The 26,413-nt window shown below is 55.9% G+C and carries 32 protein-coding genes and 2 pseudogenes; 15 read left to right on the plus strand and 19 right to left on the minus strand.

What is annotated here, in order from left to right:
• The first annotated feature begins 6 nt into the window (after window positions 1-6).
• The 4 genes from BTUS_RS18700 to BTUS_RS19275 all read left to right on the plus strand — a co-directional run bounded on the left by BTUS_RS18700 (window position 7) and on the right by BTUS_RS19275 (window position 2,441).
• Window positions 7-159 (plus strand): hypothetical protein, encoded by a 153-nt coding sequence (locus tag BTUS_RS18700; protein ID WP_218917966.1) that lies wholly within the window; start codon window positions 7-9, stop codon window positions 157-159.
• Window positions 159-1,538 carry a TIGR02679 domain-containing protein gene (locus BTUS_RS10570; protein ID WP_013076070.1) on the plus strand — a complete coding sequence of 460 codons (1,380 nt, stop codon included), beginning with the start codon at window positions 159-161 and terminating at the stop codon, window positions 1,536-1,538. Before BTUS_RS18700 ends, BTUS_RS10570 begins: the two co-directional genes overlap by 1 nt.
• A 270-nt stretch (window positions 1,539-1,808) precedes the next feature.
• On the plus strand, window positions 1,809-2,063 hold the full coding sequence (locus BTUS_RS19270) for a helix-turn-helix domain-containing protein (protein WP_013076071.1): 255 nt from the start codon (window positions 1,809-1,811) through the stop codon (window positions 2,061-2,063).
• A gap of 108 nt (window positions 2,064-2,171) precedes the next feature.
• Window positions 2,172-2,441 (plus strand): HEPN domain-containing protein, encoded by a 270-nt coding sequence (locus BTUS_RS19275; RefSeq protein ID WP_407635230.1) that lies wholly within the window; start codon window positions 2,172-2,174, stop codon window positions 2,439-2,441.
• A gap of 63 nt (window positions 2,442-2,504) precedes the next feature.
• On the opposite strand, the gene BTUS_RS18455 is transcribed toward BTUS_RS19275, so the two are convergent.
• The 3 genes from BTUS_RS18455 to BTUS_RS17995 form a co-directional block, all read right to left on the minus strand.
• Entirely contained in the window at window positions 2,505-2,657 is a 153-nt protein-coding gene (locus BTUS_RS18455; RefSeq protein ID WP_169307965.1) for a helix-turn-helix domain-containing protein, read from the minus strand.
• A 79-nt stretch (window positions 2,658-2,736) separates the two neighbouring features.
• Complete coding sequence (gene dps, locus BTUS_RS10585; RefSeq protein WP_013076074.1) at window positions 2,737-3,216, minus strand: DNA starvation/stationary phase protection protein Dps; 480 nt, start codon at window positions 3,214-3,216, stop codon at window positions 2,737-2,739.
• The gene (locus BTUS_RS17995; protein ID WP_245543296.1) at window positions 3,179-3,529 is read right to left on the minus strand and encodes a HoxN/HupN/NixA family nickel/cobalt transporter; all 351 of its coding nucleotides are present in this window, start codon (window positions 3,527-3,529) and stop codon (window positions 3,179-3,181) included. The genes dps and BTUS_RS17995 overlap by 38 nt, the downstream gene beginning before the upstream one ends.
• A 131-nt stretch (window positions 3,530-3,660) precedes the next feature.
• On the opposite strand from BTUS_RS17995, the gene BTUS_RS16940 reads away from it, so the two are divergent.
• Genes BTUS_RS16940 through BTUS_RS10595 form a run of 3 tightly spaced genes read left to right on the plus strand, consistent with a single transcriptional unit; the run spans window position 3,661 to window position 5,496 of the window.
• Window positions 3,661-4,311, plus strand: a complete 651-nt coding sequence (locus BTUS_RS16940) for a helix-turn-helix domain-containing protein (RefSeq protein WP_123809287.1) — start codon at window positions 3,661-3,663, stop codon at window positions 4,309-4,311.
• Entirely contained in the window at window positions 4,197-4,721 is a 525-nt protein-coding gene (locus BTUS_RS10590; protein WP_041304141.1) for an IS630 family transposase, read from the plus strand. Before BTUS_RS16940 ends, BTUS_RS10590 begins: the two co-directional genes overlap by 115 nt.
• A gap of 34 nt (window positions 4,722-4,755) precedes the next feature.
• The gene (locus tag BTUS_RS10595) at window positions 4,756-5,496 is read left to right on the plus strand and encodes a copper amine oxidase N-terminal domain-containing protein (protein WP_013076076.1); all 741 of its coding nucleotides are present in this window, start codon (window positions 4,756-4,758) and stop codon (window positions 5,494-5,496) included.
• On the opposite strand, the gene BTUS_RS10600 is transcribed toward BTUS_RS10595, so the two are convergent.
• The 5 genes and pseudogenes from BTUS_RS10600 to BTUS_RS10620 all read right to left on the minus strand — a co-directional run bounded on the left by BTUS_RS10600 (window position 5,493) and on the right by BTUS_RS10620 (window position 10,960).
• On the minus strand, window positions 5,493-5,726 hold the full coding sequence (locus tag BTUS_RS10600; RefSeq protein WP_013076077.1) for a hypothetical protein: 234 nt from the start codon (window positions 5,724-5,726) through the stop codon (window positions 5,493-5,495). The genes BTUS_RS10595 and BTUS_RS10600 overlap by 4 nt on opposite strands.
• A gap of 37 nt (window positions 5,727-5,763) precedes the next feature.
• Window positions 5,764-7,065 (minus strand): IS607 family element RNA-guided endonuclease TnpB, encoded by a 1,302-nt coding sequence (tnpB, locus tag BTUS_RS10605; RefSeq protein WP_013076078.1) that lies wholly within the window; start codon window positions 7,063-7,065, stop codon window positions 5,764-5,766.
• Window positions 7,062-7,640 carry an IS607 family transposase gene (locus BTUS_RS10610; RefSeq protein ID WP_013076079.1) on the minus strand — a complete coding sequence of 193 codons (579 nt, stop codon included), beginning with the start codon at window positions 7,638-7,640 and terminating at the stop codon, window positions 7,062-7,064. The genes tnpB and BTUS_RS10610 overlap by 4 nt, the downstream gene beginning before the upstream one ends.
• 42 nt (window positions 7,641-7,682) lie before the next feature.
• Window positions 7,683-8,153 (minus strand): annotated as a pseudogene (locus BTUS_RS10615) (sigma-70 family RNA polymerase sigma factor); the annotation flags it as partial.
• 425 nt (window positions 8,154-8,578) lie between these two features.
• Window positions 8,579-10,960 (minus strand): nitric-oxide reductase large subunit, encoded by a 2,382-nt coding sequence (locus BTUS_RS10620; protein ID WP_013076081.1) that lies wholly within the window; start codon window positions 10,958-10,960, stop codon window positions 8,579-8,581.
• 914 nt (window positions 10,961-11,874) lie between these two features.
• On the opposite strand from BTUS_RS10620, the pseudogene BTUS_RS19280 reads away from it, so the two are divergent.
• Window positions 11,875-11,976: pseudogene (locus BTUS_RS19280) on the plus strand (hypothetical protein); the annotation flags it as partial.
• A gap of 112 nt (window positions 11,977-12,088) precedes the next feature.
• Complete coding sequence (locus BTUS_RS19285) at window positions 12,089-12,172, plus strand: multicopper oxidase domain-containing protein (protein WP_083780166.1); 84 nt, start codon at window positions 12,089-12,091, stop codon at window positions 12,170-12,172.
• Between the two features lie 139 nt (window positions 12,173-12,311).
• Here the strand turns inward: BTUS_RS19285 and BTUS_RS10635 are convergent, their stop codons facing one another.
• Genes BTUS_RS10635 through BTUS_RS18880 form a run of 3 tightly spaced genes read right to left on the minus strand, consistent with a single transcriptional unit; the run spans window position 12,312 to window position 14,993 of the window.
• The gene (locus BTUS_RS10635) at window positions 12,312-13,391 is read right to left on the minus strand and encodes a GerAB/ArcD/ProY family transporter (protein ID WP_013076083.1); all 1,080 of its coding nucleotides are present in this window, start codon (window positions 13,389-13,391) and stop codon (window positions 12,312-12,314) included.
• A gap of 31 nt (window positions 13,392-13,422) precedes the next feature.
• Window positions 13,423-14,532, minus strand: coding sequence for a spore germination protein (locus tag BTUS_RS10640; protein ID WP_245543298.1), 1,110 nt, complete (start codon window positions 14,530-14,532; stop codon window positions 13,423-13,425).
• Window positions 14,436-14,993: a spore germination protein gene (locus tag BTUS_RS18880; RefSeq protein WP_245543299.1), complete on the minus strand. Its 558-nt coding sequence runs from the start codon at window positions 14,991-14,993 to the stop codon at window positions 14,436-14,438. The genes BTUS_RS10640 and BTUS_RS18880 overlap by 97 nt, the downstream gene beginning before the upstream one ends.
• Before the next feature lie 172 nt (window positions 14,994-15,165).
• Between BTUS_RS18880 and BTUS_RS10645 the strand changes: the two genes are divergently transcribed.
• A complete protein-coding gene (locus BTUS_RS10645) occupies window positions 15,166-15,321 on the plus strand; it encodes an alpha/beta-type small acid-soluble spore protein (RefSeq protein WP_052300611.1) in 156 nt (51 codons plus the stop codon).
• 149 nt (window positions 15,322-15,470) lie between these two features.
• Here the strand turns inward: BTUS_RS10645 and BTUS_RS10650 are convergent, their stop codons facing one another.
• Complete coding sequence (locus BTUS_RS10650) at window positions 15,471-15,791, minus strand: hypothetical protein (RefSeq protein WP_123809288.1); 321 nt, start codon at window positions 15,789-15,791, stop codon at window positions 15,471-15,473.
• Between the two features lie 100 nt (window positions 15,792-15,891).
• Here BTUS_RS10650 and BTUS_RS10660 point away from each other — a divergent pair.
• A protein-coding gene (locus BTUS_RS10660; protein WP_013074454.1) for an IS3 family transposase occupies window positions 15,892-17,005 on the plus strand; the annotation gives its coding sequence in 2 pieces (ribosomal slippage) (window positions 15,892-16,160 and window positions 16,159-17,005; 1,116 coding nt in all).
• Between the two features lie 151 nt (window positions 17,006-17,156).
• Here the strand turns inward: BTUS_RS10660 and BTUS_RS10665 are convergent.
• The 6 genes from BTUS_RS10665 to BTUS_RS19415 all read right to left on the minus strand — a co-directional run bounded on the left by BTUS_RS10665 (window position 17,157) and on the right by BTUS_RS19415 (window position 22,400).
• A complete protein-coding gene (locus tag BTUS_RS10665; RefSeq protein ID WP_013076085.1) occupies window positions 17,157-18,695 on the minus strand; it encodes a glycosyltransferase family 2 protein in 1,539 nt (512 codons plus the stop codon).
• 138 nt (window positions 18,696-18,833) lie between these two features.
• Window positions 18,834-19,145, minus strand: coding sequence for a YolD-like family protein (locus BTUS_RS10670; protein WP_013076086.1), 312 nt, complete (start codon window positions 19,143-19,145; stop codon window positions 18,834-18,836).
• Between the two features lie 185 nt (window positions 19,146-19,330).
• On the minus strand, window positions 19,331-20,761 hold the full coding sequence (locus tag BTUS_RS10675; protein ID WP_245543300.1) for a DHA2 family efflux MFS transporter permease subunit: 1,431 nt from the start codon (window positions 20,759-20,761) through the stop codon (window positions 19,331-19,333).
• Window positions 20,762-20,765: 4 nt separating this feature from the next.
• Window positions 20,766-21,146 carry a PadR family transcriptional regulator gene (locus BTUS_RS10680; RefSeq protein ID WP_013076088.1) on the minus strand — a complete coding sequence of 127 codons (381 nt, stop codon included), beginning with the start codon at window positions 21,144-21,146 and terminating at the stop codon, window positions 20,766-20,768.
• 111 nt (window positions 21,147-21,257) lie between these two features.
• Window positions 21,258-21,926, minus strand: a complete 669-nt coding sequence (locus BTUS_RS10685) for a class II aldolase/adducin family protein (RefSeq protein WP_013076089.1) — start codon at window positions 21,924-21,926, stop codon at window positions 21,258-21,260.
• Between the two features lie 159 nt (window positions 21,927-22,085).
• Complete coding sequence (locus BTUS_RS19415; RefSeq protein ID WP_456152082.1) at window positions 22,086-22,400, minus strand: zinc ribbon domain-containing protein; 315 nt, start codon at window positions 22,398-22,400, stop codon at window positions 22,086-22,088.
• A 13-nt stretch (window positions 22,401-22,413) separates the two neighbouring features.
• Between BTUS_RS19415 and BTUS_RS10690 the strand changes: the two genes are divergently transcribed.
• From BTUS_RS10690 to BTUS_RS10710, 4 genes are all read left to right on the plus strand, one after another.
• Window positions 22,414-23,487, plus strand: coding sequence for a polysaccharide deacetylase family protein (locus BTUS_RS10690; protein ID WP_245543301.1), 1,074 nt, complete (start codon window positions 22,414-22,416; stop codon window positions 23,485-23,487).
• A 130-nt stretch (window positions 23,488-23,617) separates the two neighbouring features.
• The gene (locus BTUS_RS10695) at window positions 23,618-24,502 is read left to right on the plus strand and encodes a polysaccharide deacetylase family protein (protein ID WP_013076091.1); all 885 of its coding nucleotides are present in this window, start codon (window positions 23,618-23,620) and stop codon (window positions 24,500-24,502) included.
• A 228-nt stretch (window positions 24,503-24,730) separates the two neighbouring features.
• Window positions 24,731-25,000 (plus strand): hypothetical protein, encoded by a 270-nt coding sequence (locus BTUS_RS10705; protein WP_041304156.1) that lies wholly within the window; start codon window positions 24,731-24,733, stop codon window positions 24,998-25,000.
• 252 nt (window positions 25,001-25,252) lie between these two features.
• Complete coding sequence (locus BTUS_RS10710; RefSeq protein ID WP_013076092.1) at window positions 25,253-25,900, plus strand: TerC family protein; 648 nt, start codon at window positions 25,253-25,255, stop codon at window positions 25,898-25,900.
• Window positions 25,901-25,968: 68 nt separating this feature from the next.
• On the opposite strand, the gene BTUS_RS18460 is transcribed toward BTUS_RS10710, so the two are convergent.
• Window positions 25,969-26,142 (minus strand): YlbF family regulator, encoded by a 174-nt coding sequence (locus BTUS_RS18460; protein WP_169307967.1) that lies wholly within the window; start codon window positions 26,140-26,142, stop codon window positions 25,969-25,971.
• Between the last annotated feature and the right edge of the window lie 271 nt (window positions 26,143-26,413).

Here is a 26,413-nt window from a genome sequence, read left to right on the forward strand (position 1 = left end):
GATACGGTGCCGTCCCTGGCGATTTACGAAATCGTGCGGCCGGGCAACGCCCGCCATGTGACCACCATCGCCTATCGGTGGAACGGGCGCCGCCGGGAGGCCGTGGACGACGAGGGGGCGCTGGAAGCGGCTGTCGCCGCGGACGGGTGGGGCTCGTGATGGGCGATGCGCACCCCGAAGATCCGCAACAATTGGCCGAGATGCGTGAGCAGTTGCGGAACTATCTCGTTCAGCCGGGGCTTGCCCGCCTGTGGCCCGCCGCCTGGGACAAATTCGAACGGTTGGGCCGGGTGGCGGGACGGATTCGCCTGACCGGTCTCGCTTCCGATGAACGGGAGGCGATCGGGGCGCTGCTGGCGGCAAACCTGTACGGCCGGGAAGAGGTGTCCCTCCGGCTGGCCGATCTCGATCGCGCTTTGCGAGAAACCCGGTTCGGCGTCGATCTGGTCGCCTGTCTGCGGCTTTTGTACGGCGACCTGCACCTTCGCCCGGCGGAGCGGGCGGCGGACCGCGAGGCGTGGATCCGGTTTTGTGATTGGGTGCGCCGGACCGCCGTCCGACCATGGCTCGAGGGATGGGTGGACCGGTTGTGCCGGGGCCGGGGACCGGGCTACCGGACCTTTTTGGAATGTTACAAGACGTTTCGCGCCGCGGGGCGGTGCCCGGAATGGGAGTGGGACGTTCGGGCGTTGTCGCGGGTGCCCCTCGGCAGTCCGGTGAGACTGCCGGTTCTCGCCGCGGAAACCGTCGGCGACCCCCATGGCCTGGATCGGGATCGCCTGGCCGGGAGAGTGTTTTACTGGGGACTCGTCGCCTGGGCCGAAGACCCGCAGGAAGAAGAACTCGAGTCCGAAGGAGAGCCGGATATCATCGCTCCCACGGAACGGACGCGCCGCTTGTACGATCGGGCGGGCGTCCGGCTGGACGACATCAGTTCTGTGGTGTGGGTGGCCGGCTGGCCGGGCCTCTCCGACCTTCCGGCCGCTCTGCCCCTTTTCACCCTGGAACAGGTGAGAAACATACCGCCGGTTTCGGAGGCCCATGTGGTCGAAAACCCTGCCGTCTTCGCCTCGTTGTATGAGCGCATTCGGGTGGACGACCGCGTCCCTGCACGGCCCCTGGTTTGTCCCAGCGGCCAACCCTCCGCCGGGGCGTTGAAACTGCTCGACGCAGTGGTGGACAAAGGGCAAATTTGGTACAGCGGCGACTTCGATCCCCAAGGGCTTCAGATGGCCCTGGCTCTAAAGGAGCGGTACGGATCCCGATTTCGGCCCTGGCGGTTGGACCGGGAAACCTACTTGTCGGTGGACCATCCGGGGCTGCCGGACATCACCCCGGATGAAGATGCGACTCTGGGGCGTCTCACCATCCCGTGGGATCCGGAATTGATCCCGACCATGAGAACACGTCGGCGAAAAGTGTTTCAGGAGCAGCTCCTCGAACGTTTGGCCGCGGACCTCGAGTGCCACTCGCCCGGGCCGGCGGCGAACCGCCCCACGCCGCCGCAAGCGGGCTTTCACCCGATCTCCGGAGAATAGATCGGCCCTCGGCGCCCCGGGGCCGCCGTGGTACCCGAGGCCGCCCGTGGTTCTCGCCGACCGGGCGGTATCCTCCAGACCCTCGATGATGGATGCAATTCCCTCGGCGACTTCGAAGGCATCCAGCGGCTCAGGGAACGCCCGGAACCCGTCGCCCGTATAGACACGGCCGCGAATTTCGAGTAGAGGTCCTCCTCGTCGATTGGGAAAGGGAAGATCAGACCGCCGAGCTGCTAGCGGAGCAGCTCGGCTTGGGGTGATGAACAGAAGATGATCAAATGCCACCTCTCCAAACTCATCGGCAAACACAAGCATTCACTTGCCGATGTCCACCGCTTGACTGGGCTTAGTCGAGCAACGTTACATCGCCTGTATCACGAAACCAACGACGCCATTCGGTATGAAACCATCAAGAAGCTTTGCTCACTTTATCGGTGCCAAGTTGTAGACTTGATCAAATGGATTCCAGACAACAAGGTAAATGATGAAAATGGACAAACCGATTCGGTGCCGGGTATGCCGTAAGCCTTTGCGTTCAAAAAAAGCATTGACCGTGGTGTAGGTCCTACGTGCGCCAAGCAGATTCCGTACAAGGACATCTCTCAAATTTCCCGAAAAGACGTTCGATATTGGATCCAGGAAGCGTATGAAGACATTCCCACCGCATATTTCCTAAAACGCGCCGGAAAGCGAAAACTAGAATCCGCTTTCTTTGCCCACTTGACCGTTGAAAAGGCATTAAAGTCTCTCGTCGCGCAGAACACCCATAAAGTGCCGCCAAAGATCCACAATCTCGTGGGATTGGCTAAACGTGCACGACTACATACGACTCAAGATCAGCGAGAATTTCTAGTACATGATGTATATAGTGTACGCATGGTAATTGGGAAACATACGGGGTAGGTCGGGAACTGTCTCATTATACGGAGGTGGGCAGGAGAAAAAAAGAGGAGGGTTGTCCCTTCGTCACACCCCCGCCAAAGCCACCGACAGCTCACTCCCGGCTTCCCTCGGAACCAACTCCAGTCGTAAATCGAGCGCATCCGCAATGCGAATCAGGGTGTCCAGGCGCGGCACCGCGTTCCCAGTCTCCAGCCTGGCGATCGCCGATTGTTTCACCCCTCCAACCGGGAGACACTGGGTTGGGCTGTACAACAGGCAGCGGAAACCCCTGTCCTGGCTCCGCGCTGCATCGGCATCAAGCAAGGTGCGACTCGATGAACCACAGATCTTTATCCAACTGACGCGATACTTCCGTAAATAGGTCCGAAGTGTCCGGATCGGTCTCCGCAGATGCCGAAATCGCCTCACGAACGCTGTTGGCCACCACCGCCCATCGTTCCGCAAGCAGGCGGATCACCTCCGCATCCCTGCGCTGCTCCACGGGCCATGCCGGGAGCGTGGTGCGCTTCGACACCTCTTGTACCGGTACACCGGCTGTTCCGCCCAGCGTCACCGCCCTTTCCGCCACCATATCGGTGATTTCCATCAAGCGTCCTCCAAGTTCATCAAACAGTTCGTGGTAGGCAATGAAATGCGGACCGCGAACATTCCAATGTGCCAGCTTCGTCTGAATGCTAAGATCTGTAAGCAGCACGACATGACGGTTCAGCAGTTCCACCATGTCCCGACGCACGTTTTCAGGCAGGCTGATCTTCGTGGACTGTAATTTCGTCATTGTGGGCACCTCCATATTCAATCAAGACACCTCCAACATCCTTGAAGGCGGGATGCTTCTCCTGCAGCCAGTTGGCTGCAAATGCCGTGGCCAGCGCTACTGCGAAGACAACCGTTGAGTGGCCCAGGAAAAAATATAATCCGACGCCGGAAGGGCTTTGTCTCTGCTGCACCAGTTTCCTTGCGAAAAAATTCAGGGATTCATTTTGTTGCCTCAAAAACATATTTTTACAATTTTCCGGAACAAATCGGCGAGTAAAGAAGTCTAAAGATATAGACCGGACTTTAGGGGGTGAGGACATGCCGACACTCAAACAAAAATCACCCGGTTAATAGGAACATCTTGCCTGACTGGAAACCTAGTGCCCTTTCAGGCAATGTAGTTGGATAAATCGGAAGGAATGGCCAGTTGTCTGTCGAATGATCATCCCAGGTGGTGATCATCATGTGCATCTTTGTCCGAGACCTGACACCTGAAGAGGGCAACAAACTTGTGAAGATTGCTCGCAAAGGATCCAACCCCGTTGAAGTGCGACGGGCTTTGGTCGTATTGGCTTCCGCTCAAAAGATGAAGGTGTCGGAGATCTCCGAGTTGTATCATCTGTCTCAAGAGCACATTCGTCACGTGATTCATGCCTTCAATCAGCATGGATTCGAGGCCTTAAAGCCTCGGTACAAGGGCGGACGACCGCGGACCTTTACCGAAGAACAACGAGCCGCGATCATTGAGTTGGCCCAGATCCCGCCAAACACCCTGGGTTTGCCCTTTACCCATTGGTCACTGTCCAAGCTCAAAGAGGAGGCCGAAAGGCGGGGCATCGTAACCTCCATTAGCATGGAGACTATCCGTGTCATTCTGGAGGAAGCCGACATCACCTACCAGCACACCAAGACATGGAAAGTCTCGAATGATCCTGAGTTTGAGGTAAAAAAAAACGAATCCAGTCGCTCTACCGGAATCCGCCCAAAGACGGACGGGTCATCTGCGTTGACGAGTTTGGACCGTTGTCCATTCAGCCGTTTTCCGGTTGCGGATGGTACCCGAAAAGTCGGCCCGATCGATTGCCGGCAACGTACCGCCGCACCCACGGGGTGAGGCACTTGTTTGCGGCTCTAGATCTGAAAGCGGATAAGCTGTACGGGCACGTCTCATCCAGCAAGAAGCACCAGGACATACTGCGTTTTCTCAAGGAGCTCCGCCGGCGGTATCACCGGTCTGAACGGCTGTACGTGGTCTTGGACAATTTTTCACCTCACAAGCATCGTACTGTGACTGAGTGGGCTGCAGAAAACAATGTAGAACTGGTTTTTACACCGACCCAGGCGTCATGGTTGAACCGAATCGAATGCCATTTTGCGCCGTTACGATCGTTTGTGTTGCGTGGGAGTCACTATCCCAATCACGAGGCGTTGGCCACAGCGATTCGGTCGTACCTGCGTTGGCGAAACAAGCACAGCCGCCATGCCAGACTTCTACGTGAGCAAAAGAAGATCAAGGTTGTCTGAAAGGGCACTAGCTTGAAAAGTGGAGGGATGATTGGTGAAACGTTTCTGGAAATTGTGGTTTGGGGCAACAGCGTTACTGGCGCTCTTGGCCGGCGGGGCAGCTTCGGCGGCAGCCCCCATGTTCCACGGGTTTCAGACGGTACGGGTGGTACTTGACGGAAAAGAAATCAATGCAGACGTTCCCGCTGTGATCCTGGAAGAACGCACTCTCCTGCCCGTGCGCGCTCTGGCGGAAGCATTGGGCCTGCAGGTCTCATGGGACGCCCAAAACCAGACAGCGCTCCTTAAAAGCAACAAACAAACCTGTGCGCACAGTTTTACAACTCCTGAGGGAATCACTTTCACAATACAAGGGGTTTTTGCGAACATCGAGGACAAAACCGCCAAACCTGCCGCAACCGCTACAGTTTCTGTTATAAGTACCATCACCAACAACAGCGAGAAACCCTATGACCTCGGCCAAGCCCGCCTCTGGCTGGGAGACGCCGGTTCCAAGAACTCCGCCGTCCGGCTTGAAGGCAAGATCGTCTCTCAAAAGGGAGAACCTGTTTCAGGTAGCTTCGCTCCCTCTGAATCCACCAGGGTCTGGATACTGTTTAACGTGCCTGCCGATCAGTCCGGTTCGCCCAACCTGAAACCGGTCTTTGGAACATGGACAGGCGGTCATTTCGAACCATATTTGAATACGTGCCCGAACGGCCATTGGGTCGCGACTTATCCGCGGCCTAATGATCCGACTCCCGTATGGGTCTGGGTCTGTGATTTCATAGACTAACCCTCGCGATCAGACGAGAACAGAGCGGGAGGCACCACCGTCTCCCGCTCTGATTGTATTTTTTGGAGAAAGTCAAGCGGCTCAGGGAACGTCCGGAACCCGTCGCCCGTGTAGACCACAACCGCGAATTTCGAATAAGGGTCGCCTTCGTCAATCAGGAAGGCGAAAATCAGGCCGCCAAGCTGCTGGCGGAGGAATTCGGCTTTCTTTTCGATTTCGAGTAGGTTCATCGGTACCATCCCGTTACTTGAAACATATACATCTGTTTCAAGTACCCGTCCCTTGCGGGGCAGGGGCGCCGGTCTTACCCAGTTGCCTAGTGCCGGCTTCCCGTTTCATCGAAGACCGCCCGGCCAAGTCGGGTCTTACATCCTCTCCACGGGCGTTTTTCGTCTCCGGTCCACTCCCGGCGACGGCGACCGCAAGAGCCGCCAGATTCCGCGCCGCATTCTCGTCCCGGTCCATCACCGTCCCGCATACGTCACATCGGTACACCCGTTCCCAAAGCGGAAGGATTTCCTTGATCGCCCCGCACCTGGAGCAGGTCTTGGAACTGGGATACATCCTGGGGGCCTGGACGAGACGGGACCCGTACCACTCGCATTTATACCGCAACTGCCGTCTCAACTCCGCCAGCCCCGCGTCGTAGATCGCCCGGGACAATCGCCGGTTCCGCCCCATCCCAGCCACATTCAGGTCTTCCACCACGACGGTGCCGAACGTGGTCGCCAGCCGGTGAGTCAGCTTGTGCATGGCGTCCAAGCGAATTCTCGCCACCCTCGCGTGGGCCCGGTTCAGACGCCGACGGGTATCCTCCCAGTGTCGGCTTCTGCGTTTTCGCCGGACCAACTCCCGGTTCAACCGCGCGATCTTTCGCAATGCCTTGCGCAAGGGTTGCGGGTTCGGCACCTTCTCCCCCGTGGACAGGACCGCCAGGTGTTTCAGCCCGGCGTCCACTCCCACCACGTCCCGGGGGCGCTTCGGCCGCCCGGCGTCCCGCTCCACTTCGCAGGTGAAACTCACAAACCACCGCCCGCCTTCCCGGGAGACGGTCGCCGATAGAATCCGCGCCCGGTCACTTTGCACCCGCTCCAAGAGCGCCGTGGTCATCTCGTGCGTTCTCACCCGCCCGATCCGGGGCAAAACGACGTGGCTTTTGTCGTCCACCCGGATCGCTCCCGTCGTGAACCGCACTGATTCCCGACCCCGGCCCTTCTTGCGGAACTTCGGAAACCCCACCCGACGACCCTTCCGCTTCCCGGACCGGCTGTCGAAAAACGCCTTCAGCCCCCGGGCCAGGCCGTTCAGCCCCGCCGAGTACGCTTCCTTGGAATTCTCCCGCCACCACGGGGCGACTTGTTCCTTCTGCCGGTTCCACTCCCTCCGAAGGGCCGCAAGCGTCCACGGCACTTCGACGTCTTCGCCTCGTTCTCTGGCCTCCAATCGCTCTTTTACCAATGCCAGCCCCCAGTTAAAGGCAAACCGCCGGGCTCCGCTGTGGGAAGCCAACATCCTCTCCTGATGCGGCGAAGGATCGAGTGCAAAGCGGTACGCCTCAAGCGCCTTCATGATTCCTTCCCATCCTTTTTTGCGGCGGTCACAGCCCGCAAAGCCCGATTCCGTGCTCCCCGTCGGCCGTACAACCGTGCGCAGAACGATGTCAAGACCTCGATCATGTCCCGGACCAGATCGTCGCGGGTCTCTCCGGAATCCACCACCACGATGTGACGGCCCTGAGCAGCCAGTGCAGATTCCAGGTACTCCACGCCAAACCTCGCCAGTCGATCCCGGTGTTCCACAATGATGGTCGTCACCCGCGCATCCGCCAAAATACGCCGGAGCTTTGGACGTTTCCCGTTCATCCCCGATCCGACCTCCGTCACCACCTCGTCCACGACGAGATCTCGCTCGGTTGCCCACTGGGTGATTCGAGACACTTGCCTGTCCAAGTCACTCCTCTGGTCGTGAGAGGACACCCGGGCATACACGACCGTCCGGCCATCTTTACGGCTCGGAGGGACATCCACCAGGATCGTGCCGGATTCGGTCTGACGGGCGGGTACAGGCAGCTTGCCGTCTTTCCACCAACGCCAAGCGGTCATGTAGGAGATTCCTTGTTGCCTAGCCCAATCGGAGAGTTTCATGAGACGATTGTACAACAGAAATATATGTTCGTCTATAGATGTTTATGAACTTCCAGGCTGTTGATCCCCCAACTCTTTTTGTATCTGCTTGTAGGACTGTTCGAAAATATATCGCCGAACGAAGCACTCGCGTTCAAGATCGGTCAGCGCCTGGTCCAGCACCTCGTACAGCCGTTCCTTGAGGGCCAGACGGATCAGCCTGGCCATCGCCTCATCTTCCGCCGACGGCACAGACCTCTGGGCCGTCCGGTCCGACACGGCTGTTTCCAGGCTCACGGCCTCCCGGAAAAACACGTGCTTGCCGCCGTACACTTTTCTGGCGACAAGGGTTTTCAGCCGGTTGTGCAGGAACATCTTCGCGAAGCCCTGGAACGGGCGCCCCGGCCGGTATTCTTTCACGGCGTTCCACAGTTCGATCCGCAAAACCTGAATCACTTCGTCCTCGGTATCGTTCGGGAGCCAGTATTTTGCGGCCAGCTTCTTCATGAGCGGTTGAAAGCGCGAGGCTAGTTCAGCAAATGCGTCCGGGTCTGTTTTGGCCTAACAGGCTAGCGCCGTGACACCGTCGTCCATAAAAAATCCCCCCTTCGCCTTATTGGCGGGGAGGGAGAAAAAAACGGCTTTTCGCCGTTTGAGGTGGGTTGAACCGTTCGATTATGGTCGATCATGTGAGTGTAAGGCTAATAGATTCAAGAGTTGGGATTAAGGGGAAAGCCTCCCTACCGTCGGCTTCTCCCCGCTTCCCCTGATCCTACCAACGGGTCGGTCAAGAGCTTTCACGGCATATTCTCGCCTCACTGCGGTATTCGACGATCTCTTGACCTCCCCCTCAAGGTCTCAAACTGCAAAGAGCCTTTTTAACCCTGTCCGCCCCAATAACTGCCTGGGGCTTTAAGGGAGCCCTTCTTTCTTTGGTCATACCGGGGTCAAACAGAATACTACCTGCCGGAAACGGCACCAGTCGCCGTGGGAGCCGGGGATCTGTCCCCGCGGTTGACCTCGTCCGACCCGTCCGTGCCCTGGGGCATTGCCGGATTCGCTCCGGGCACGACCGGTTTCAAGTGCAGGAATGCCCGAATCACTCCCAGTGCCAGAGGCAGAACACCGACGACAATAAAGACCGTATCCGGCACGATCCGTGCCCAGAGCAATGTGTAAACGAAGGGTTGGCGATAGAATGCCAGCTGACGGGCCGCCCAGAATCCCTGTTCCATCGTGGTTCGCAATTGCTCGACCCCGACCGGAAACAACGTCACCAACGCCATGCCGACAAGTCCAAGATTGAGTCCCCACGCTGCCCACTTGAACAATTTTTCCGGCCAAAACGCTCCCGGAACCAACCGGCGCAACGAAAACAACATGAGCGCGATGGCCAGCATCCCGTACACACCCATCATGGCGGTATGGCCATGGGTGGCCGTTAAGAACGAACCATGTTCGTAATAACTGACCACCGGCAGGTTGATCAGAAAACCGAAGACCCCTGCCCCGACCAGGTTCCAGACGGCCGTGGAAATCAAGAACCAGAAGGGCGCCTTATATGGAAAAACCCGGCCTCCGTCGCGAAGCATGCGGTACTGATCGTATGCTTCGGCAGCCAGCAGCGTCAGCGGCACCACCTCCAGGGCGGAGAAGCAAGCCCCCAGCCCCAGCCACATGGCCGGATCACCGATCCAATAATAATGGTGGCCGGTCCCGATCACGCCGCTTCCCATCAGGATCAAGATTTGAAAATACAGGGCCCGCACCGTGGAGGCCCGGGTCACCAGACCCATGGTCACCAACAGGAATCCGATGGCCACCACGGCAAACACTTCAAATACGCCTTCCACCCACAGGTGGATCACCCACCACCGCCAGTAGTCCGAGAAGGTAATGTGGGTTGTCGGATTCACCAAAAATGCGAAGATATAGAAACCAGGAATCGTCCACGCGCTGTAAAACAGCAGGTGCACGAGACCTCCCTTGTCCGTTTCCCGGCGCAGGCTATCCCGCAACCCCCGCCATACGATAAACAACCAGATGAGCAGCCCAGCGACCAGCAAAACCTGCCATACCCGTCCCATCTCTAAATAATTCCATCCCTGATTGCCGAACGTGAACCAGAACTTGCCCAGCAGCCCCTTGGCACCCAACCATTCCCCGGTAAAGCTGCCTGCCACCACGGCCACCAGAGCCCAGAACAGCACGTCCACCAGGATCCCTTGGCCTTTCGGCTCTCGACCACCGACGATCGGGGCGATGAAAAGACCCATGCCCAGCCAAGCCGTGGCGATCCAAAAGACGGCCGACTGTAAATGCCACGTTTTGGCAATATTGAAGGGAAGCCAATCAGCGATGGGCAGGCCGTAGAATCCGCTTCCCTCCACGTAATAATGAGCCATCAATCCACCCATCAGGACCTGAAAGAGAAACACCAGGCAGACAACGACAAAATATTTCCCGGTCTTTCTCTGGCTCACGGTGATCCCCTCCCTGTCCGGGCGGAGATCCGGGAACGAGGAGTCATAGGCACTCTGCATTTGCAATTTAAAATGGTTGTACACCCAGAGGATGAATGCCAGCATAAGAATGAGAAAAGCGACACTGGCCGCACTCCAGAACACGGCGTGGAATGTGTTCTCGTTCCCCGCTCCCGGCTCGTAGGGCCAGTTGTTGGTGTACGAATAGTCAAGCCCTGGACGGTTCACGGCGGAGAGCCACGCCGTCCAGAAGAAGTAGTCGGCCAAGCTGCGGATGTCCTCCGGGGACGCCTGGTTTAAACTTCCCGGCTGGAGTCCCCGGTCGGGATTGCCCAGGGTGAAAAGCTGGTTGTAATACGCTCGAACCTGATCCAAGGCCCGGCTTTGAGCCGGCGTGAGCGTCAGCGTGTCGGTTGCGGGATCGTAGCGGTTGACCCGAATCTCCGACTTCACCGCCTGGGACACCGCGGCCTGACGGTCAGCAGTGAGCTTATCGTAAGAATTGCCGTACATCTCGTTCGCTTTCTCGTCCCTCATGGCGACAACCACCAAGTGCAGAGTCTCCGCCGTGAAATCGGGACCGAAAAAAGTGCCATTCCCCAGGATCGAACCGTAATCCATCAGGTCGTATTTTTGAAATACCTGTTGTCCATGAAGAAGATCTTGTTTCGACACCAGCGGTTGGTGATCCGTTCCGAGCATCGTGGGAATCGGTGCTTTTTCCTTATAAATCCAAAATCCTCCGGCCAACAGCACGGTGAAGCTGAGCAGGACGACAACTAATAGAATGTGTTTCCACAAGCCCGAGTCGCCGTGGTTTGACCTCCCCCGAAGAGCATCCACCTTAACCGCAGACATTGAACATCCCCCTTTCCTGCATAGCCGTATCTTGAGATGTATCGGGTCGGCCGACCGCAATCACACCGTAGCATGAAGCCCCACCCCCTCATGTGACAGTCGTCACATAAATGGCAGCGTTCACCAATTGTTCAAGGCTGCAGGTACACGAACGAACATATGATTCACACGGTTCGCCGGCAAAATAATCGCGAAAAAGCGTTGGGAGACGACACGATGGGCCCCGCCCCCATCCACCTCCTCGGAACTCCGAATCCGCCTTCCACTCTTTTGGCCATATTGTCAGTGAATTCGGATGGCGGAACACGCGGTATCCCATTTAAGTTATCATCAACAAGCGGGTTTATGTATCCAACGTGGAACATAAAATCTCCTTGGCAGGAGGGAATCAACTAAGAAAAGACTGCCAAGCAGAGTATCCCTTCACGATGAAAACCACTGTTAATTAACCCCGGCTTGGCGTTATTGCGCGTCCATATCGCGAGGCTCATACCTCCCATGATGCCCACAGTGAGCAAGGCCACCAGGCTGGAGAGGGATGATAGGAGCAATTTTGTCGACATGCCGATATGATTAAATAATCCGAACACTATCCAATCCTCGCCGTCAAAACACCGTCAAGATGAGCCCCTGTTATTTCTATTCATTTACGACGCGGTCACTGAGGCAAGAAGACTGGGATTAAAGGTTCGCTTGACTGTCGGGGAAGCATCCCGGACCTCCTGGAACACATTGAGACGGTGGCCCAAGCTGCATTGGCAGCAGGCGTGAATCGCATCAGTTTGGCGGATACGGTGGGCGTATGGGAGCCGCCAATTTGTCAGAAGTGGGTAGCCCGGGCCGTGCAGGAGTTGCGGTGACCGTTTGAAGTTCACTTACACAACGATCTGGGGCTTGCTGTCGCCCATGCCCTGGTGGCAATCGACGCCGGGGCGGCCGTGATTGACGTATCCATCATGGGACTGGGTGAGAGGGCCGGGATCGCGGATTTGATCCAGCTGTCGGTCGTCCTGCATACCTTGCATGGCGAACAGCAGTTTCCACTGCACAGGATCCCGGAATTGGGGCGAGCAGTTGGTCTTCTGACAGCGGTTCACCCCGACGCCCTGCGCCCCGTAGAGGGTCGCCATGCCTTTTATCGCGTTCACGGCGGACACCCCCGGGCAATGGATGTTCCACTGCGATATTCTCGACCACACTGTCCCCCAGTGAAGCGGCGGATGGATCGGCCCACCAAATGGCCTCTATGGGCGGTTCAATCACGTTCATCAACGTAATAAGTTACGCAGTTTATCGAAACCGGTGCCGACACCGGTGGCATACGGCGGACGGGAGCCGGGCATGAGGGGGATCATACTTTGCGGCGCTGGCGCCACCGGTGTACTACGACAGCCAAGAGAGGCACGGCAATCCCTGTGAATGTGAGGTATCCCCAACCCACATACATAACATATTCCAGAAACATTGATTCGTTCCGTATAAAAAAAATACTGCCCGCCCAGGCCAAAACCGCACCGCTCCATACAGCGGGCCGATAATGCCCTAGCCCAGTCCATTGGCTGATACCCGTTACTAAAGCATAGTGGATAAAAGAACACTGTAAAAAGATACCCACGACGACCCCCATCACGTAAAACGTATCCAATCGCTCCAGAAAATCGGCAATCCGAATCGTCCGCACCACCTCCAGGATGGGATAAAGAGAGTAAGCTGCGCTCGGGCCCAGTACCATGCAGATTGTAGGTTCCGCTACAAGCCCTACTGACGTAATAATCAAAACCATGATTACAAGATCTTTTCCCAACCGTTGTGGAACTGCCTCGCCCAGCTGCAGAACAAACAGCAACAGCCAAGCGTACATCCATACCACAATGCTGCCTCGCAGAATAGGCGTCCAGCCATCTGCTAAAACGGGGTGATAATGAGAAGGATCCGCATACTGCATGGAGAGTACCGATATAACCAGCGTAATACCCATCCCGATGGGCGTAATGGTCTCCCCCAATCTCCCAACTGCTTCCACACCTTGATATACTGCGTACGCAACGGGAATAAGGAACATCGCGTTCACAACATACTCCGGGGTCGAAGGCAGGACCGTGGTGGTCAGAAACAGGCCCACTTCGCGAAGAACGAAACATTCGACGACGAGCGTCATGATCAAAAACCACAAACTAGGGATCCTTCCCCACCACGGGCCGAAAGCTGTGTGACAGCCCTCAACCAGCGATTGTCCGGGAAACGTCTGTCGGAACCACGTAATCACCCCTGCCACGATTACCCCCTGAGGTATAAAAAGGAAAGGAACGATCCAAGCGTCTCGAACGGTGAATTGTCCAATGGCAAACGGCAATGTCAGAAACCCAGTACCCAGAAAGAGCCAAATGCTCAACATTACGAACTGTACGCGGGACAGTTGCTGTGTATGCATAGGCCCTCCAAGGATTTTCAATCTTTATCTTTTATGGCGGATCTTGTTCTGTCTGACCCGGCAGGGGCTTCGGTATACCCGCGCTCCTGGTCAAATCTACCGACTCCATGGTTTTTGGACGGTGGCGCATCTGCCACCACGGTGGCCTGGTAAATACATCTTTGATGTCGGGCCACATAAAGGGCGCAATCGGCGACAGGTACGGAACCCCAAAGGAACGCAGGGAAACCAGGTGAGTCCACAAGATGAGCACCGCGATAATGATCCCGTACAGACCAAGCACCCCGGCCATGATAGTCATAGGAAAACGCAAGATCCGCAGTGTAATGGCAATGTTGTAACTGGGTATGGTAAAAGAAGCAATCCCGGTCAGGGCCACGATGATCACCATCGCCGGCGACACGATTCCGGCGGCAACAGCCGCCTCATCGATCACCAGGGCCCCGACGATGCTCACCGATTGACCCACAGCTTTCGGCAGGCGAATCCCCGCCTCCCTCAGGGCCTCGAAGGTGATCTCCATGATCAGGGCCTCCACCACCGACGGGAAAGGAATTTGTTCGTGGGTTGACATCCGAGTCATCAAGAGGGTTGTCGGAATCATCTCCTGATGGTAGGACAACAAGGCCACGTAAGTGGCCGGCAGCAGGAGGGCCATCCAAAAGAAAAGGTGCCGGAGTAATCGAACCGCCGCGGCCATCGTATATCGTTCAAAATAGTCTTCCGGAGACTGTAAAAAATTGACGAAAATGGCCGGCACCAAAAGCGCATTCGGACTGCCGTCGACAATGATTCCCACGCGCCCCTGGAGAGCCTCGGCAGCCAGGCGATCCGGCCGTTCCGTGTACTCAATTGTGGGGAAGGGGGAAAAAGGGGCGTCGTCGATCAGTTCCTCGATGTACTCAGAATCGAGGATGGAATCGACATTGATCCGCTGTAGGCGTTCCCGACATTCTTCCACAAACCCCGGTTTCACGATACCCTGAATGTAAACGGGGGCGACCGTTGTCTTGGAGACTCTTCCGAGCGTCATGTATTCCACTTTTACCCGGGGACTCTTGAGCCGGCGGCGAATGAGCCCGAGATTGGTTTGCAAGCTCTCCGTAAATCCTTCTTGAGGCCCTCGTACCACCGACTCCACGGTTGCCTTCTCCACGGCGCCCGGCCCTGAAAGTCCATCACGTCCATGGCCACGGCCCGATCAAAGCCGTCAACGCAGAGAACCGCCTGGCCGTTCCCAATCGCTGCATTGATTTCTTTTACGGTCTTCACCGTGTTCAAGGAAACCGTTTGCAGGACCCGTTCGAGACCATCCAAGGATATATCGGGTCCATCCCAGGTGGCAAGTGGTTCAAGGAGCCCCTCCTGGGCCAGTTCTTTTCCGATCAGGGTGTAAATCCATACGACAAAACCCCTGCGGTTCCCGACCTGAACCCAGCGAAACCGGACGTCGTCACAATGCCCCCACACTTCAGCCAGTCGACCATACATCTCGTCAATGCTTTTGGACAACTCGTTGTAACCTTGCGGGACTTCGGGAGCAGACCAACTGATGTTTTTCTTCCGCTTCTCTTTTTGCCGCCTTGCACGTTTTCCCCGCATTGCCCCACCAAGTCTCGTCTAAAGATCACTTCTGGATTATTATGCCAAGGAATCTGCCCATTTATGCGAATGTCCGAGTTATCATCTGAGTGCGCAAGAAAGCCTGCGATCGTTACATACGGAAGACTGTTTCCGGGGAAGATAAGTGGCAAAAGTCAGGAGGTGTTGTACAATGGCACGTGGCCAAAAGAGGAATACTCGCGTTGTCCCGGGCGCTCTCCGGGCCCTGGATCAGTTAAAGTACGACGTGGCCCAGGAACTGGGCATCCAGGTGCCGGCGGATGATTATTGGGGAACCATGACGACGCGGGATACCGGGGCAATCTGAGGAAACATTACCCGCAAACTTGTTGCTTTAGCAGAGCAACAACTGGCCTCTCAGACTTTCGGGATTCAATAATAACCGCAAAGAGGGCTGTCTCATTCCGGGAGACTGCCCTCGCTCGTTCCTTTCGATAAACTCTGTGACCGAGATACTCATGACGACGCCGAGGCCCGTTGCCGTTCGGGCACATCGACGACCTGACCGGCAAGCCCGTGCTTCGTCCGGTACCAATAGTGAGGCTTCGTCAGCAGTTCCACCAGCGCCCAGTAACTCGCGATGGAGTGCAACAGCCAGTAAATCGGCATCAGTAACCCCCACCACAGGAAATCCTTGTATCCCCTCTTCCAGCCCCCCCATACGGCCAGCAGGACCATCACCGTATTGCCGAACACAAACGAAACTGTCGCGGGCCAGCGCACCCAGGGATCCGTAAAGAGTAGGTCCGGGCCGTAATGAAAGAACGTGTAATTCAAAAACAGCGCCCACAAAATCAGATTCGTCAAAAGGGTCAAAGGTGCAGTATAATGGACCCAAGAAACTGGACAACAAGAAGGGAGATTTTAAGGTAGGTCCATGCCGAGAAAAAAGTATGATACTGACTTCAAAACCAAAGTTGTCCTGGAAATTCTCAAAGAGGAAAAGACGCTCTCGCAATTGGCATCCGAATATGGTGTTCATGTCAATCAACTCCGCCAGTGGCGGGATATCGCCTTGGAAAACTGGCCACAAGCGTTTGAACCTGAGAATAAACAGCTGGCAAAAATTCGTTCAGAATATGAAGACAAGATCCAAGAATTGTATGCGGAGGTCGGTCGCCTGAGCACACAATTGTCTTGGTTGGAAAAAAAATCTCGCCTCGCTCAGTCGAGAGGACAGGCTGGCTCTCATCGATTTCCAAGAACGTGAACTCCCGCTCGCCGTTCAGGCCGAGCTTCTGGGCTTAAATCGGTCCAGCCTGTACTACAGGCCGGTCGGACCATCCGAGGAGGAGGTGAGGCTCAAACACCGGATTGACCAAATCTACACGGAGCATCCGTTCTACGGTTCCCGGCGCATCACGGCCATTTTACGCAGTGAACATTGGACCGTCAACCGCAAGGCCGTCCAGCGTCATATGCGGGAAATGGGGATTGCCGGCATCACTCCGGGTCCCAATTTGAGCCGGCGCGCCCAGGCACACCGGGTGTATCCCTACCTGTTGCACGGCTTGAAGATCGAGCGTCCGAATCAGGTCTGGGGCATCGACATCACGTATATCCGCATGGCGCATGGCTGGATGTATCTGGTGGCGATCCTGGACTGGTACTCCCGTTACGTGGTCAGCTATGAGCTGGATCAAACCCTGCATATGGATTTTGTTCTCAAGGCCTTGCATCGGGCCCTGCGGCAGTGGACGCCGGAGATCATGAATAGCGACCAAGGAAGTCATTTTACCAGCCCGAAGTACACGGACGTCCTGCTAAATCATGGGATTCGGATCAGCATGGACGGCCGGGGTCGAGCCCTGGACAACATCTTCACCGAGCGCCTGTGGCGGAGTCTGAAGCAGGAAGAGGTGTATCTTCACGACTACCAAACGCCGAAACAGGCTCGGGAAGGGATCGCCAGATACCTGGAGTTCTACAACCACAAGCGCCCGCACCAGTCCCTGGGATACGTGACGCCGGCCTCTGTGTTCGGGCTCTAGAGGGGGCCCCTCCGCCAAGGAGGGGGATCCTCCTGCCAAGAACGAGCACCAACGACGAAGGGGGGCTCCTCCACCAGAATGATCGAGGGATGATCCAGAAATGGAAAACAGGTCCGGCGTCCATATCCAAATTCAGGAATCTCAACACACTTTAAAAAGGGCCAAAAAAATGTCTTGACAATGGGGTCCACCTCACAGAGCCCACAAACAAAAGAAACGCCCCGTATTGTTTGAAACCGAAATTCTTGAACATCTGAACAGGGCGCCTCGTATACACCAGCGTTGTCTGCATGTATCCTTTGATCCAGCGAACCCGTTGCCGCAGCCAGTTCATGAGAAGACTGTTGGCTTCCTCCCAGGTTGTGGAAGGCAACATTCGCACTTTGATTCGGTACCTTGCCGCCCGCATCCCAAGATCCGCATCTTCCGTTACATTATAGGCATCCCACCCGCCAATCTGACGCAACGTCTCCACAGGAAAATGGTTGCTTGTGCCGCCGAGCGGAATCGGCAACCGCCACCCGTGCAATCCAGGAAGCAGGATGTCAAACCAATTGGCGTATTCCAGAGCAAACCACCGGGTCAATAAATTCTGTCTGCTGTTGTAGAATTGCAGGGCACACTGCAGAATGGTGTCATCCCCCCAAGCCTGAAACCCTGCCAGGGCTTTGTACAATTGGTCATGTTCCGGAATGTCCTCCGCATCATAAATGGTGAGGTACTTCCCCCGAGCAAACATAAGGCCGTAGTTGCATGCTTTCGGTTTGGTCCGGGGCCCCAGCGGCGGAATGTACACAAACCGAAAATGCCCTGGCGGCCGACATTGTTTCAGATATTCAATCGTCTGTCGATCGTCCTCTTCCACAAGCAACAGGACATCAAGGCGGTTCGGCGGATAGTCCAGGTTTTTGATCGCTTCAATCGATTGTCTCAAGACATGTTCCGGTTCTCGATACAAGGGCACCAAGATGCTGTACACGGGCCACTCGGATCTTGGCAGTCGGGAGATGGGTTCTAGATCAAGGACAACGTCCTTGTGTCCCAAAGTCAGCCAGACCTTGAACACCCACTGAAGCAGGTAGATTCCTTGCAGGATAAGAAAAGAGCCCAAAAGAACCTTTGTCGGAAAAAGCCATGCCACCACGATAAAAACCACAAGAGCAATACTCATGACAATCCGTTGTGACCGACCGAGCCTTTCCCGGGCGGATTCCTCCGGCGACCGATAGAACAGGCCGTCCGCAGCCCACTTGACCAAGTCAACCTTCCAAAAACGCCTGACAAGTTCGAAGAAATCGCGTTCGCCAATCACCCGCACCGAGATCTGTTCTGTCTGGTATGTGTCTTTGATCCAGGTTAAGGCCGACTCCGACCCCGGATAGATGGTCCACACTTCAAGCTGATCTTCAACCCGCCGAACCGGCAGTGTTTGATAACGGAGCACTTCCTGATAGGAAACTCTTTCAATTAAGGAAATGTCAACCAAATTCGCATGCTCACTCGCGTTTTCCAAAAATGGAAGGTGATAATGCTCCGCCAGGATTTGCAACAATTCCCGCGAGGTTATGTACCCCAAGCTCAGCGCAAGCCATCCCGTTCTCCCGCCTGTCTGCTGCTGCGCCTCTAAAACTCTGTCCAACTGATCCTTTGTCAATAGACCGCGTTTCAGAAAACGCTCCCCAATTTGCATGCGCAGATGTCACACCCTTACGATGGTGGCTCTCCCACTAACATACAGCGAAAATCAATCACCTACTTTTCATACCAAACGTTTCAAGATTACGCAATAGCAAAAAGAGGTCTTGAGAATGCGATCAAGATCAACTTTTCATTTCCGCCCTTTCGGAACCCACCACCCGGCCTTCTTCCCGGAGTGATCATCCAGATACACCCTGCCGTTTCGAAGCACCAGAACCCCTTCCCATACCTCATCCTCATCCGGTCCAAACAGCATGATCCGCACCCGGCTCCCGGTTTCCACCGCTTCGGCCAGCACATACCGCAATTCCGCTAACTGGTCTTCCGTCAACTCCGGCTCCCGGCGTCGGTTCGCCTCCCGCTCCATCCGTTCCGCCATGTCCCGGTGTTCGGGAAGCACCAGCCGCATGGCGGAAAAGAGATTGCCTTCCGTGATCCGCATCCTTTTGGTTCCCTCCTGTATGCCTTGGTCATTGCGGTTTTTCTCCCAGCCACGGCCGAAACGGCCCGTCCGTACAGCTCCAAGGATCAGCCTCGTCAGGACCCGGAACCTCCCCCCACTTTGGCCCATGAATGAGTCGGCTCCCTGTCGAGCCTTTCCGGGTCGACGCTTCCCGAGCAGATTTATCAGATGACTGTCGTTTTCGACGATGCCGCCATGCGCGTCGAAATGAGCAACGTGGCCACGGCACCAAGGATCGCGGCACTCCCGAACGCGATCCTCGAACCGATAACGAGCGCCGATTCACTGTAATGAGAGGATGTTCCGATCGCCGTCTCAAGCAACACGACGGCAAGCGCCACACCGGACACCCGTCCAAAGTTTCGTATGGTGGCCAGCAGACTCCCGATGAGCCCGGTTTGCGCCACCGGCACACTCTCCAGAATCGACACGTTGTTCGGGGCGGTAAACAAGCCCATCCCCAGGCCAAACAGGGCCTGTGCCGCGACGACGGCCGGCTTCGAAGTGCCGCTTCCGAACCCCGCCATCCACAGCAAAGCCGCGGTCACGATTGCCATGCCGACCGTCGTCGGCCATTTCGGGCCATATTTGTCTGTCAACCAACCCGCCACCGGGGAAATCAGGATCATCGCAACAGCTTGGGACGTCATGAGCAATCCGACATGCGCTATCGGCTCGTGCATCACCTGGTGAAGGAACAACGGCAGAATGAACGTGGGGAACATCATGATGACATACGAAAGATAACCTGCGACGTTCCCAATGGCAAACCGGGCGGAACGGAACAGCCGCAGGTCGATAAGAGGTTCGCGAATACGCGATTCGCGCATCATGAACAGAAGCCATGCTCCGATGCTTAGACCACCCGCCATGATGCTCCTGCCGCTCATCCATCCCCAACTGTTCCCATTCGACAAAAAAAGAAGCGTTCCCGCCATGGCAACAAAGAACCACAACGAGCCCATCCAGTCAAATCGCGCCATGGAACGATTCGTGGACATGCGCCTCAAGAATGCGAGGCTCATCACGATAGAAATCATGCCGAGCGGAATGTTCACCCAGAAAATGGATTTCCAGCCAACGGCCGCCGTCAAGGCACCTCCCAGCGCAGGACCGACGATGGTCCCTGCAGCCACAACACTGTTGACCAAGCCAAGAGGTCTCCCGCGTTGACCGGCCGGAAATGTGTATGAAATGATCGACATAACGTTGCCCATAATGGCCGCGCCACCCAGCGCCTGAACAAGGCGAAAAACGATCAGTTGGTCCACATCGGTCGACCATGCACACAAAGCGGATCCTAAGCTGAAAACGGTCACCCCGGCAATATAACATGTTCGTCGATCGGTCCGATCAGACATTCCGCCAATCATTGGCAACATGGCGGTGACCACGAGCAGATACCCGGAAATGACCCACTGTAAGGCCCCTGGCCCAACATGAAAATCCCGCTGTAACACCGGCACCGCCACGTTAACAATACTGCTGTCCACATTGACCATGAACGTACCGATCACGACACTGATAAACACCAACCATCGATGTGCTGCCGGTTCGTGTGACTGTCCGGCTTTTTCGAGCGATGCCCTTGGCATACCGTTACTCTCCATTTCCGTCTCCTTCCAGTTTTAACGCGCCCGCTCGGATGTGCTTATCAATCATTTGCAAAAAGGACTCCAAGTTTTGCTTACGCAACTGGATGTCCTTGCGCCACCACATCAATTCTTGTTTCCCTGCATCGGTGATACAGTAGACGCGCTTGGGAGGGCCCGATTCATCCATACTCCACGTCGATTGCACCGAGCCACGCTGTTCAAGGTCTCTCAAGACCCTGTATACGGCACCACTGTCGATGTTCCACTCTTCGGGTAGCATTGTCCTGATGCGGTTCCACAGCGCCCCGCCGTGCACTTCTCCATCCAACAAAAATAAAAGCAAAAAAGCGGGCAAATGGCGGTTCTGTTTCGAATTGAACTCCATCTAACATGTCATCCCCATTCCCACAGGCCAAGCCCCGACCCGATCGGCTTTGGTTGTGGAGATATTGAAAAAAAAGCCGCCATGAGCGGCGGCATCACCGGGAAAAAGTGGTTACTTCTCGGCACCAGCGAATTCTCGCATCCGCTGTTCAATTTGTCCAAAGGCCTCATTGGGCAGGTGCTTTTCTCCGCCGATCAACCGCGCGTTCAAAATCAATTCGGCTGCCTCATCGAGAGTGGCCAACAATTGAACCGCTTCAACAGGGCTACGCGAAAACACGAGCACGCCGTGATTCGCTAAGAGCACCGCCGATACACCCGGGTGTCCCTTCACAATGTCGATAATGCCGTTTACCGAAGCGTCCGACCCCCGCGGCGCCCATGGTAGGACCGGAATGGTTTCGGTCACTCCGAAGCGGACCAAAGGTTCGTAAACAATCGGAATCGGTTGATGGGCGACGGCAAAGACTGTGGCGTGAGGCGCATGGGTATGGATGACGCTGCCGACCGAAGCACGCTCGCGATAGACCGCGGCATGCATGTGGATAATCTCCGCTTGGGCTGGAGCAACTTCTCCCTCAAGGACAGTACCGTCGATGCGAACCACTGCAAAACTGTCCTCGTCGAGATGGTCAACATTGCCGCCCTTTGTCAAGATCATCGCATCTTCAGAGATCCGCGCCGACAAGTTGGCATGATACCCGCGAAACATCAAGCCGGCATCTCGCAACGCCCGAGACGCTTGAATCAACTCGGTTTTAGCCCGAGAGACATTGTCCATTCCGATCCCTCCTGTATCGATTTCTATAATGCATTTTACAGTATAGAGTGATAAACAGTCAAGGAAATGGAATCGAACATGAATGGGGTGGAAGAGAAGCCATGGGCGGCCTCGGTATACCCTGTCACGGCCCGCACGCTGCGAAAAAAGCCGGTGTGATCAGGTTGCCCCGTTTGATCGCCGTTGATTATGCCGCCTTCCCAAACGGCCCGAGCAGGGCACCTCTAGCTTTTCAAGCACTTGCGCCAACCCGTTCAGGGCTGCGTTCTCGTCCCTGAGATGGCGCGTCCCACACTGCGGACAGCTCCATTTCCGCACCTCCGGCGGAATCCCCTCCGCCACCTGGATGCCCTCAACCAATTGACGTAGTCCCCGTACAACCGGTTCGCCGCCGTCGGTGAACGCTTTTTTTACAGCATCCAGCTTGGCCTCATGATTTCTTTCCCGCGATGATTCGTGGTATGGTAGACGCATAAAAGATAGAATTATGGAGTTGGAACAACATTCGGGGAAAACAAATCAAAACCTTATTCCCGATTTGAGAGGCGTGAGAATTGACATGAACAAACATATACTCCCATATGGTGTCGCAGGGCTCGTGTTCGCCGTTTTTCTCGCCTTAATCGTGCTAGTAGGCGTTATATTTCTCCATCAGAGTGAGCCGCATCACGTGTTGATCACCCCTACCACGCCTTCGTTGTCGGCGGCAAGCACCGACAACGAACCAATACGTCGGTCTGACTATCTCGGCAAGTCCCGATACCATTATCGCAACCGCGTCCTGGTGCTCATGTATCATCACATCGACCCGCATGAGGGTGCATTCACCATTTCCCCGGAGCGCTTCGCCGCCCAGATGAACGCGCTTCAGCAGGCAGGTTATCACATCATCGGACTGAACAAGCTTCTCGCCTTTGCCGATAGTGGCGCTCCGGTTCCAGATAATGCCGTGGTCATCACTTTCGACGATGGCTATGAAAGCTTTTACAAATACGCTTATCCGATCTTACGAGCTCACCACTATCCAGCTACAAATTTCATTATTGTACAAGATACCGATGCTCCAAACCTGAACCGCAAGGCCATCCCCCACCTTACTTGGTTGGAGATGAGGAAGATGCAGCACGACGGAATGACCTTTTGCAATCATACGTACAATCTTCATTATTTAGCGGTGGTCGATGCAACAGGACACCAAAAGCCGGCTGCCGCCAATGCAATTTTTTTACCAGGAAAGGGTAGGAAAGAGACTCAACAAGAGTATGAAGCGCGTATCCGCAGTGACCTTGCCCTGGCTGAGGAACGCCTCGAACGCGAACTCGGTCCGCATCCCAAAGCTTTGGCATTCCCATATGGGGCTTACAATGACACTGTGCTCAATGTAGCACGATCCTTGGGAATTCGACTCTTTTTTACCGTCAAACCGGGGATCAACCCACCCGATCGCACCCTCCTTTACCGTATCAACGCCGGAACCACGGCCCTCAGCGCTCAAGGCCTATTGAATGTGCTGCGTCACTATGATCAGCCGACTTTGACACCTACGGGTTCAAACATGTGAAATTCAGACGGGCCTGACTCGACTTGAGTCCCCGACCGGGGAACCTCTATTCTGACCGCCTCACATATCCGTCACCGGGAGCGGAAAACTTAACAACGTACAAAATTGCTCGCGGGAGGGGTTTCTTGAAATGGTCATGTGGCGCGCCGCTGCAACCTTATCTTTGTCGCTGCTTGTGACCGGATGTTGGCCGGCACCTCGGGAGTCTTCACCCCCGCAACCGTTACCCGCGCAACCACAAGCGCAAGTGCCGTCCAACCCGCCCCGGGCCGCTGCCCCTCACGCTGTTCGGACCACCACGCACGATCTACAAGGGGGGTGGGAAAAAACCGGCCGCATCGACACCCCGGAACTCCGCCATCGAGTGGCTGACCAATTTCCGCAAATCGTCTTTTATCGCGGTCCGAGGAATGTAAAACAAGCCGCTTTGACCTTCGACGACGGTCCTGACGTTACCTATACCACCCGCATCCTGGACATCTTGCGGCGGGAAGGGATTCACGCCACCTTCTTTATCGTTGGCCAGCGGGCCCAAGCCCATCCAGAGATGGTTCGGCGAATTATCGCCGAGGGGCATGCGGTGGGCAACCACTCTTGGGACCATCCCAACTTTACAAAACTGTCGATCGCTGAGATTCGGTCAGAACTGATACGTACGAACGATTTGCTCCGTTCGCTGGTTGGCTATACTCCGGACCTCTTCCGCCCACCCTATGGAGAACTGACGCCAGCTCTGGTCCAGACGATCGGCGGCATGGGCTTTAAAATCATCGACTGGAGCGTGGACACACGCGACTGGGCGGGCACCCCGGTCCCCACGATCATGAACTATGTCCGAAAGGAAATCACCCCTGGCGGTATCATTCTGGAACACTGCGCCGGTGGCCGCGGAGAACGCTTGGATAACACGGTGGAAGCGTTACCCCGGATCATCTCCAACTTGCGGAACCAAGGATATTCGTTCGTAACGATCCCTCAATTACTCCACGTTTCCGCGAAGATGGAAGGAAGTTAAGGAGTGTAGACAACGACGCCTCTTACCGAAGAAGAAGCCACCCACGCGTTGGAAGTTCCCAGGGCCCGAGCCACCGCCCATCCCCAAGACAGATGTAACTGAGCTGGGTTCGTGGCGGAATTCAGAAACTTCGCCTTCAAGGCTGCAATCATGTCGATTTCCGGTTGCTGCCGTTGAAAATCGTTGACTCGGTAGCCGTTCCCCTCAATATCTCGCAAAAGAATTATTGTGCCGCTTTCCGATCATGTCTGCGATCTCCCGGCTGTCGGCGACAAACTTTCCGTCACGGTTGAAAATTGTCAGACTGGAAACAGCGCTCAGTTCCACCGCCACCTCTCCTTGTTTGTGTCGGTCCCTGCGGAAAACCCGAAGTCTTCCGACACCAATCGTTCCGTTTTAACGGTGGCGGCCGAGACCGTGTCAGAAAGTGAGCAAGTGCCGGCGCAACCCATCATCGACCCTTTGCGGGACCTGCTGAACCGGCTTTCCATTTTTTGAACCGCTTTCATGTTCCCGGGAAACCCGACTAAGGCGACATCCCCGCTTGTCTGCCCGGCTCATCGGTTCGGCCCCGCCGACACCGCCCACGTTTAAGAACTAACCGCCATCTTATCACGACCCACGGAACGAAAGGTCTTCATCGGACTGACATACGCATACCCTTTATCGAAGTTCATGTGGGAACGGGAGCCCGACGATTGATTCCGTTCCGCGTGCAGAAAAATCTCGACTAGACGTGGGTGGGCCGGTATGCGTACCATTGTGCAGGTGTTTATGGTCAATCTTGTCATGAGCGTGGACAACATCATCGTCGTCGCCGGGATTGTCCGGCGCTCCTCGCACCTCGTCGCCATTGCCGTCATATCGACGTTCACACTGACGGCCGTCCGGACCGGGCTGATCGCCGGACTGCACCGGTTACCCCAAGTTCCGGGCTTGCAACTGGCGTTGGGCGGCATGGTTCTCGGCATCGCGTGCAAAATGACCCATATCCCCGGCACCCGGGGAGGAAGCGGTCCGCCCTTGTGGCAACTTCTTTCTTCCGTCGTTCTGGCAGACCTGGCCCTGAGCGTCGACAACATGATGGTATTGGCACTCATATCCAAAGACTTAGCGACCATCGCGATTGGAACGGGTTTAAGTTTATTGCTGCTCCTGTCGTTTCTACCCATCATCACCAGAACCATGCAACAGATACCCCTGTTGCAAATCGTTGCGGCCGGTTTTGTTGCGCTGCTGGGAGTGCGTGCGATGTTGCAGGACCCATTGGTCGACACGCGGCTCCAAGCCGGCCTTCCTGTGCCGGGAGGGCAACAGGATCTTCCGCCGGCCGTTGCCGCTGCACTTGTCCTTTATGGGATCGGGAACATGGTTTATCAAAGGGGACGCCGCCGATGACTCCATCTTCATCCGAGTTCATCATCGTCCGCCGTCATTCTCCGGGCTCGGCAAGTCAAACACCGGCTTCACGGCCTCTGCAAGAATCCGCTGAATATCATCCATGATGACGGCAAACCTCGATCCCGCCGGGCTTCGGGATCGGCCTGCAGTCGATCCCGCGCTTCTTCCAGTTTCCGATGCCACTCGCTTTCCCGAAGTGCTCTCGCCAGACCATGGGCGTAGTCATACAGATTATTCATCACCACATGCGCTCCCTTCGTCCAGTCGGCCGCTTGCATCCGCCGGGATCGCGCGAGTCATTTCCCCACAAACCGTGAAACTGCTCGCCTTTCCCCGCGTCTTCGGCACCTTTCATCCACTCCCGAAACCGATTGGGAACCGTTCGGCCGCCTCCTGCTCCATGTAACCGCGCGGAAAACGATTTCACTATGGAAAAAGATCCGGGACCAGATCGCTGTGGGCGCCTCCCGGTTCTTTCTCGGCGATGACTTCGATTTGCGCTCCGCACAT

Origin of the sequence: Kyrpidia tusciae DSM 2912, assembly GCF_000092905.1 — a bacterium.
GTDB lineage: Bacteria > Bacillota > Bacilli > Kyrpidiales > Kyrpidiaceae > Kyrpidia > Kyrpidia tusciae.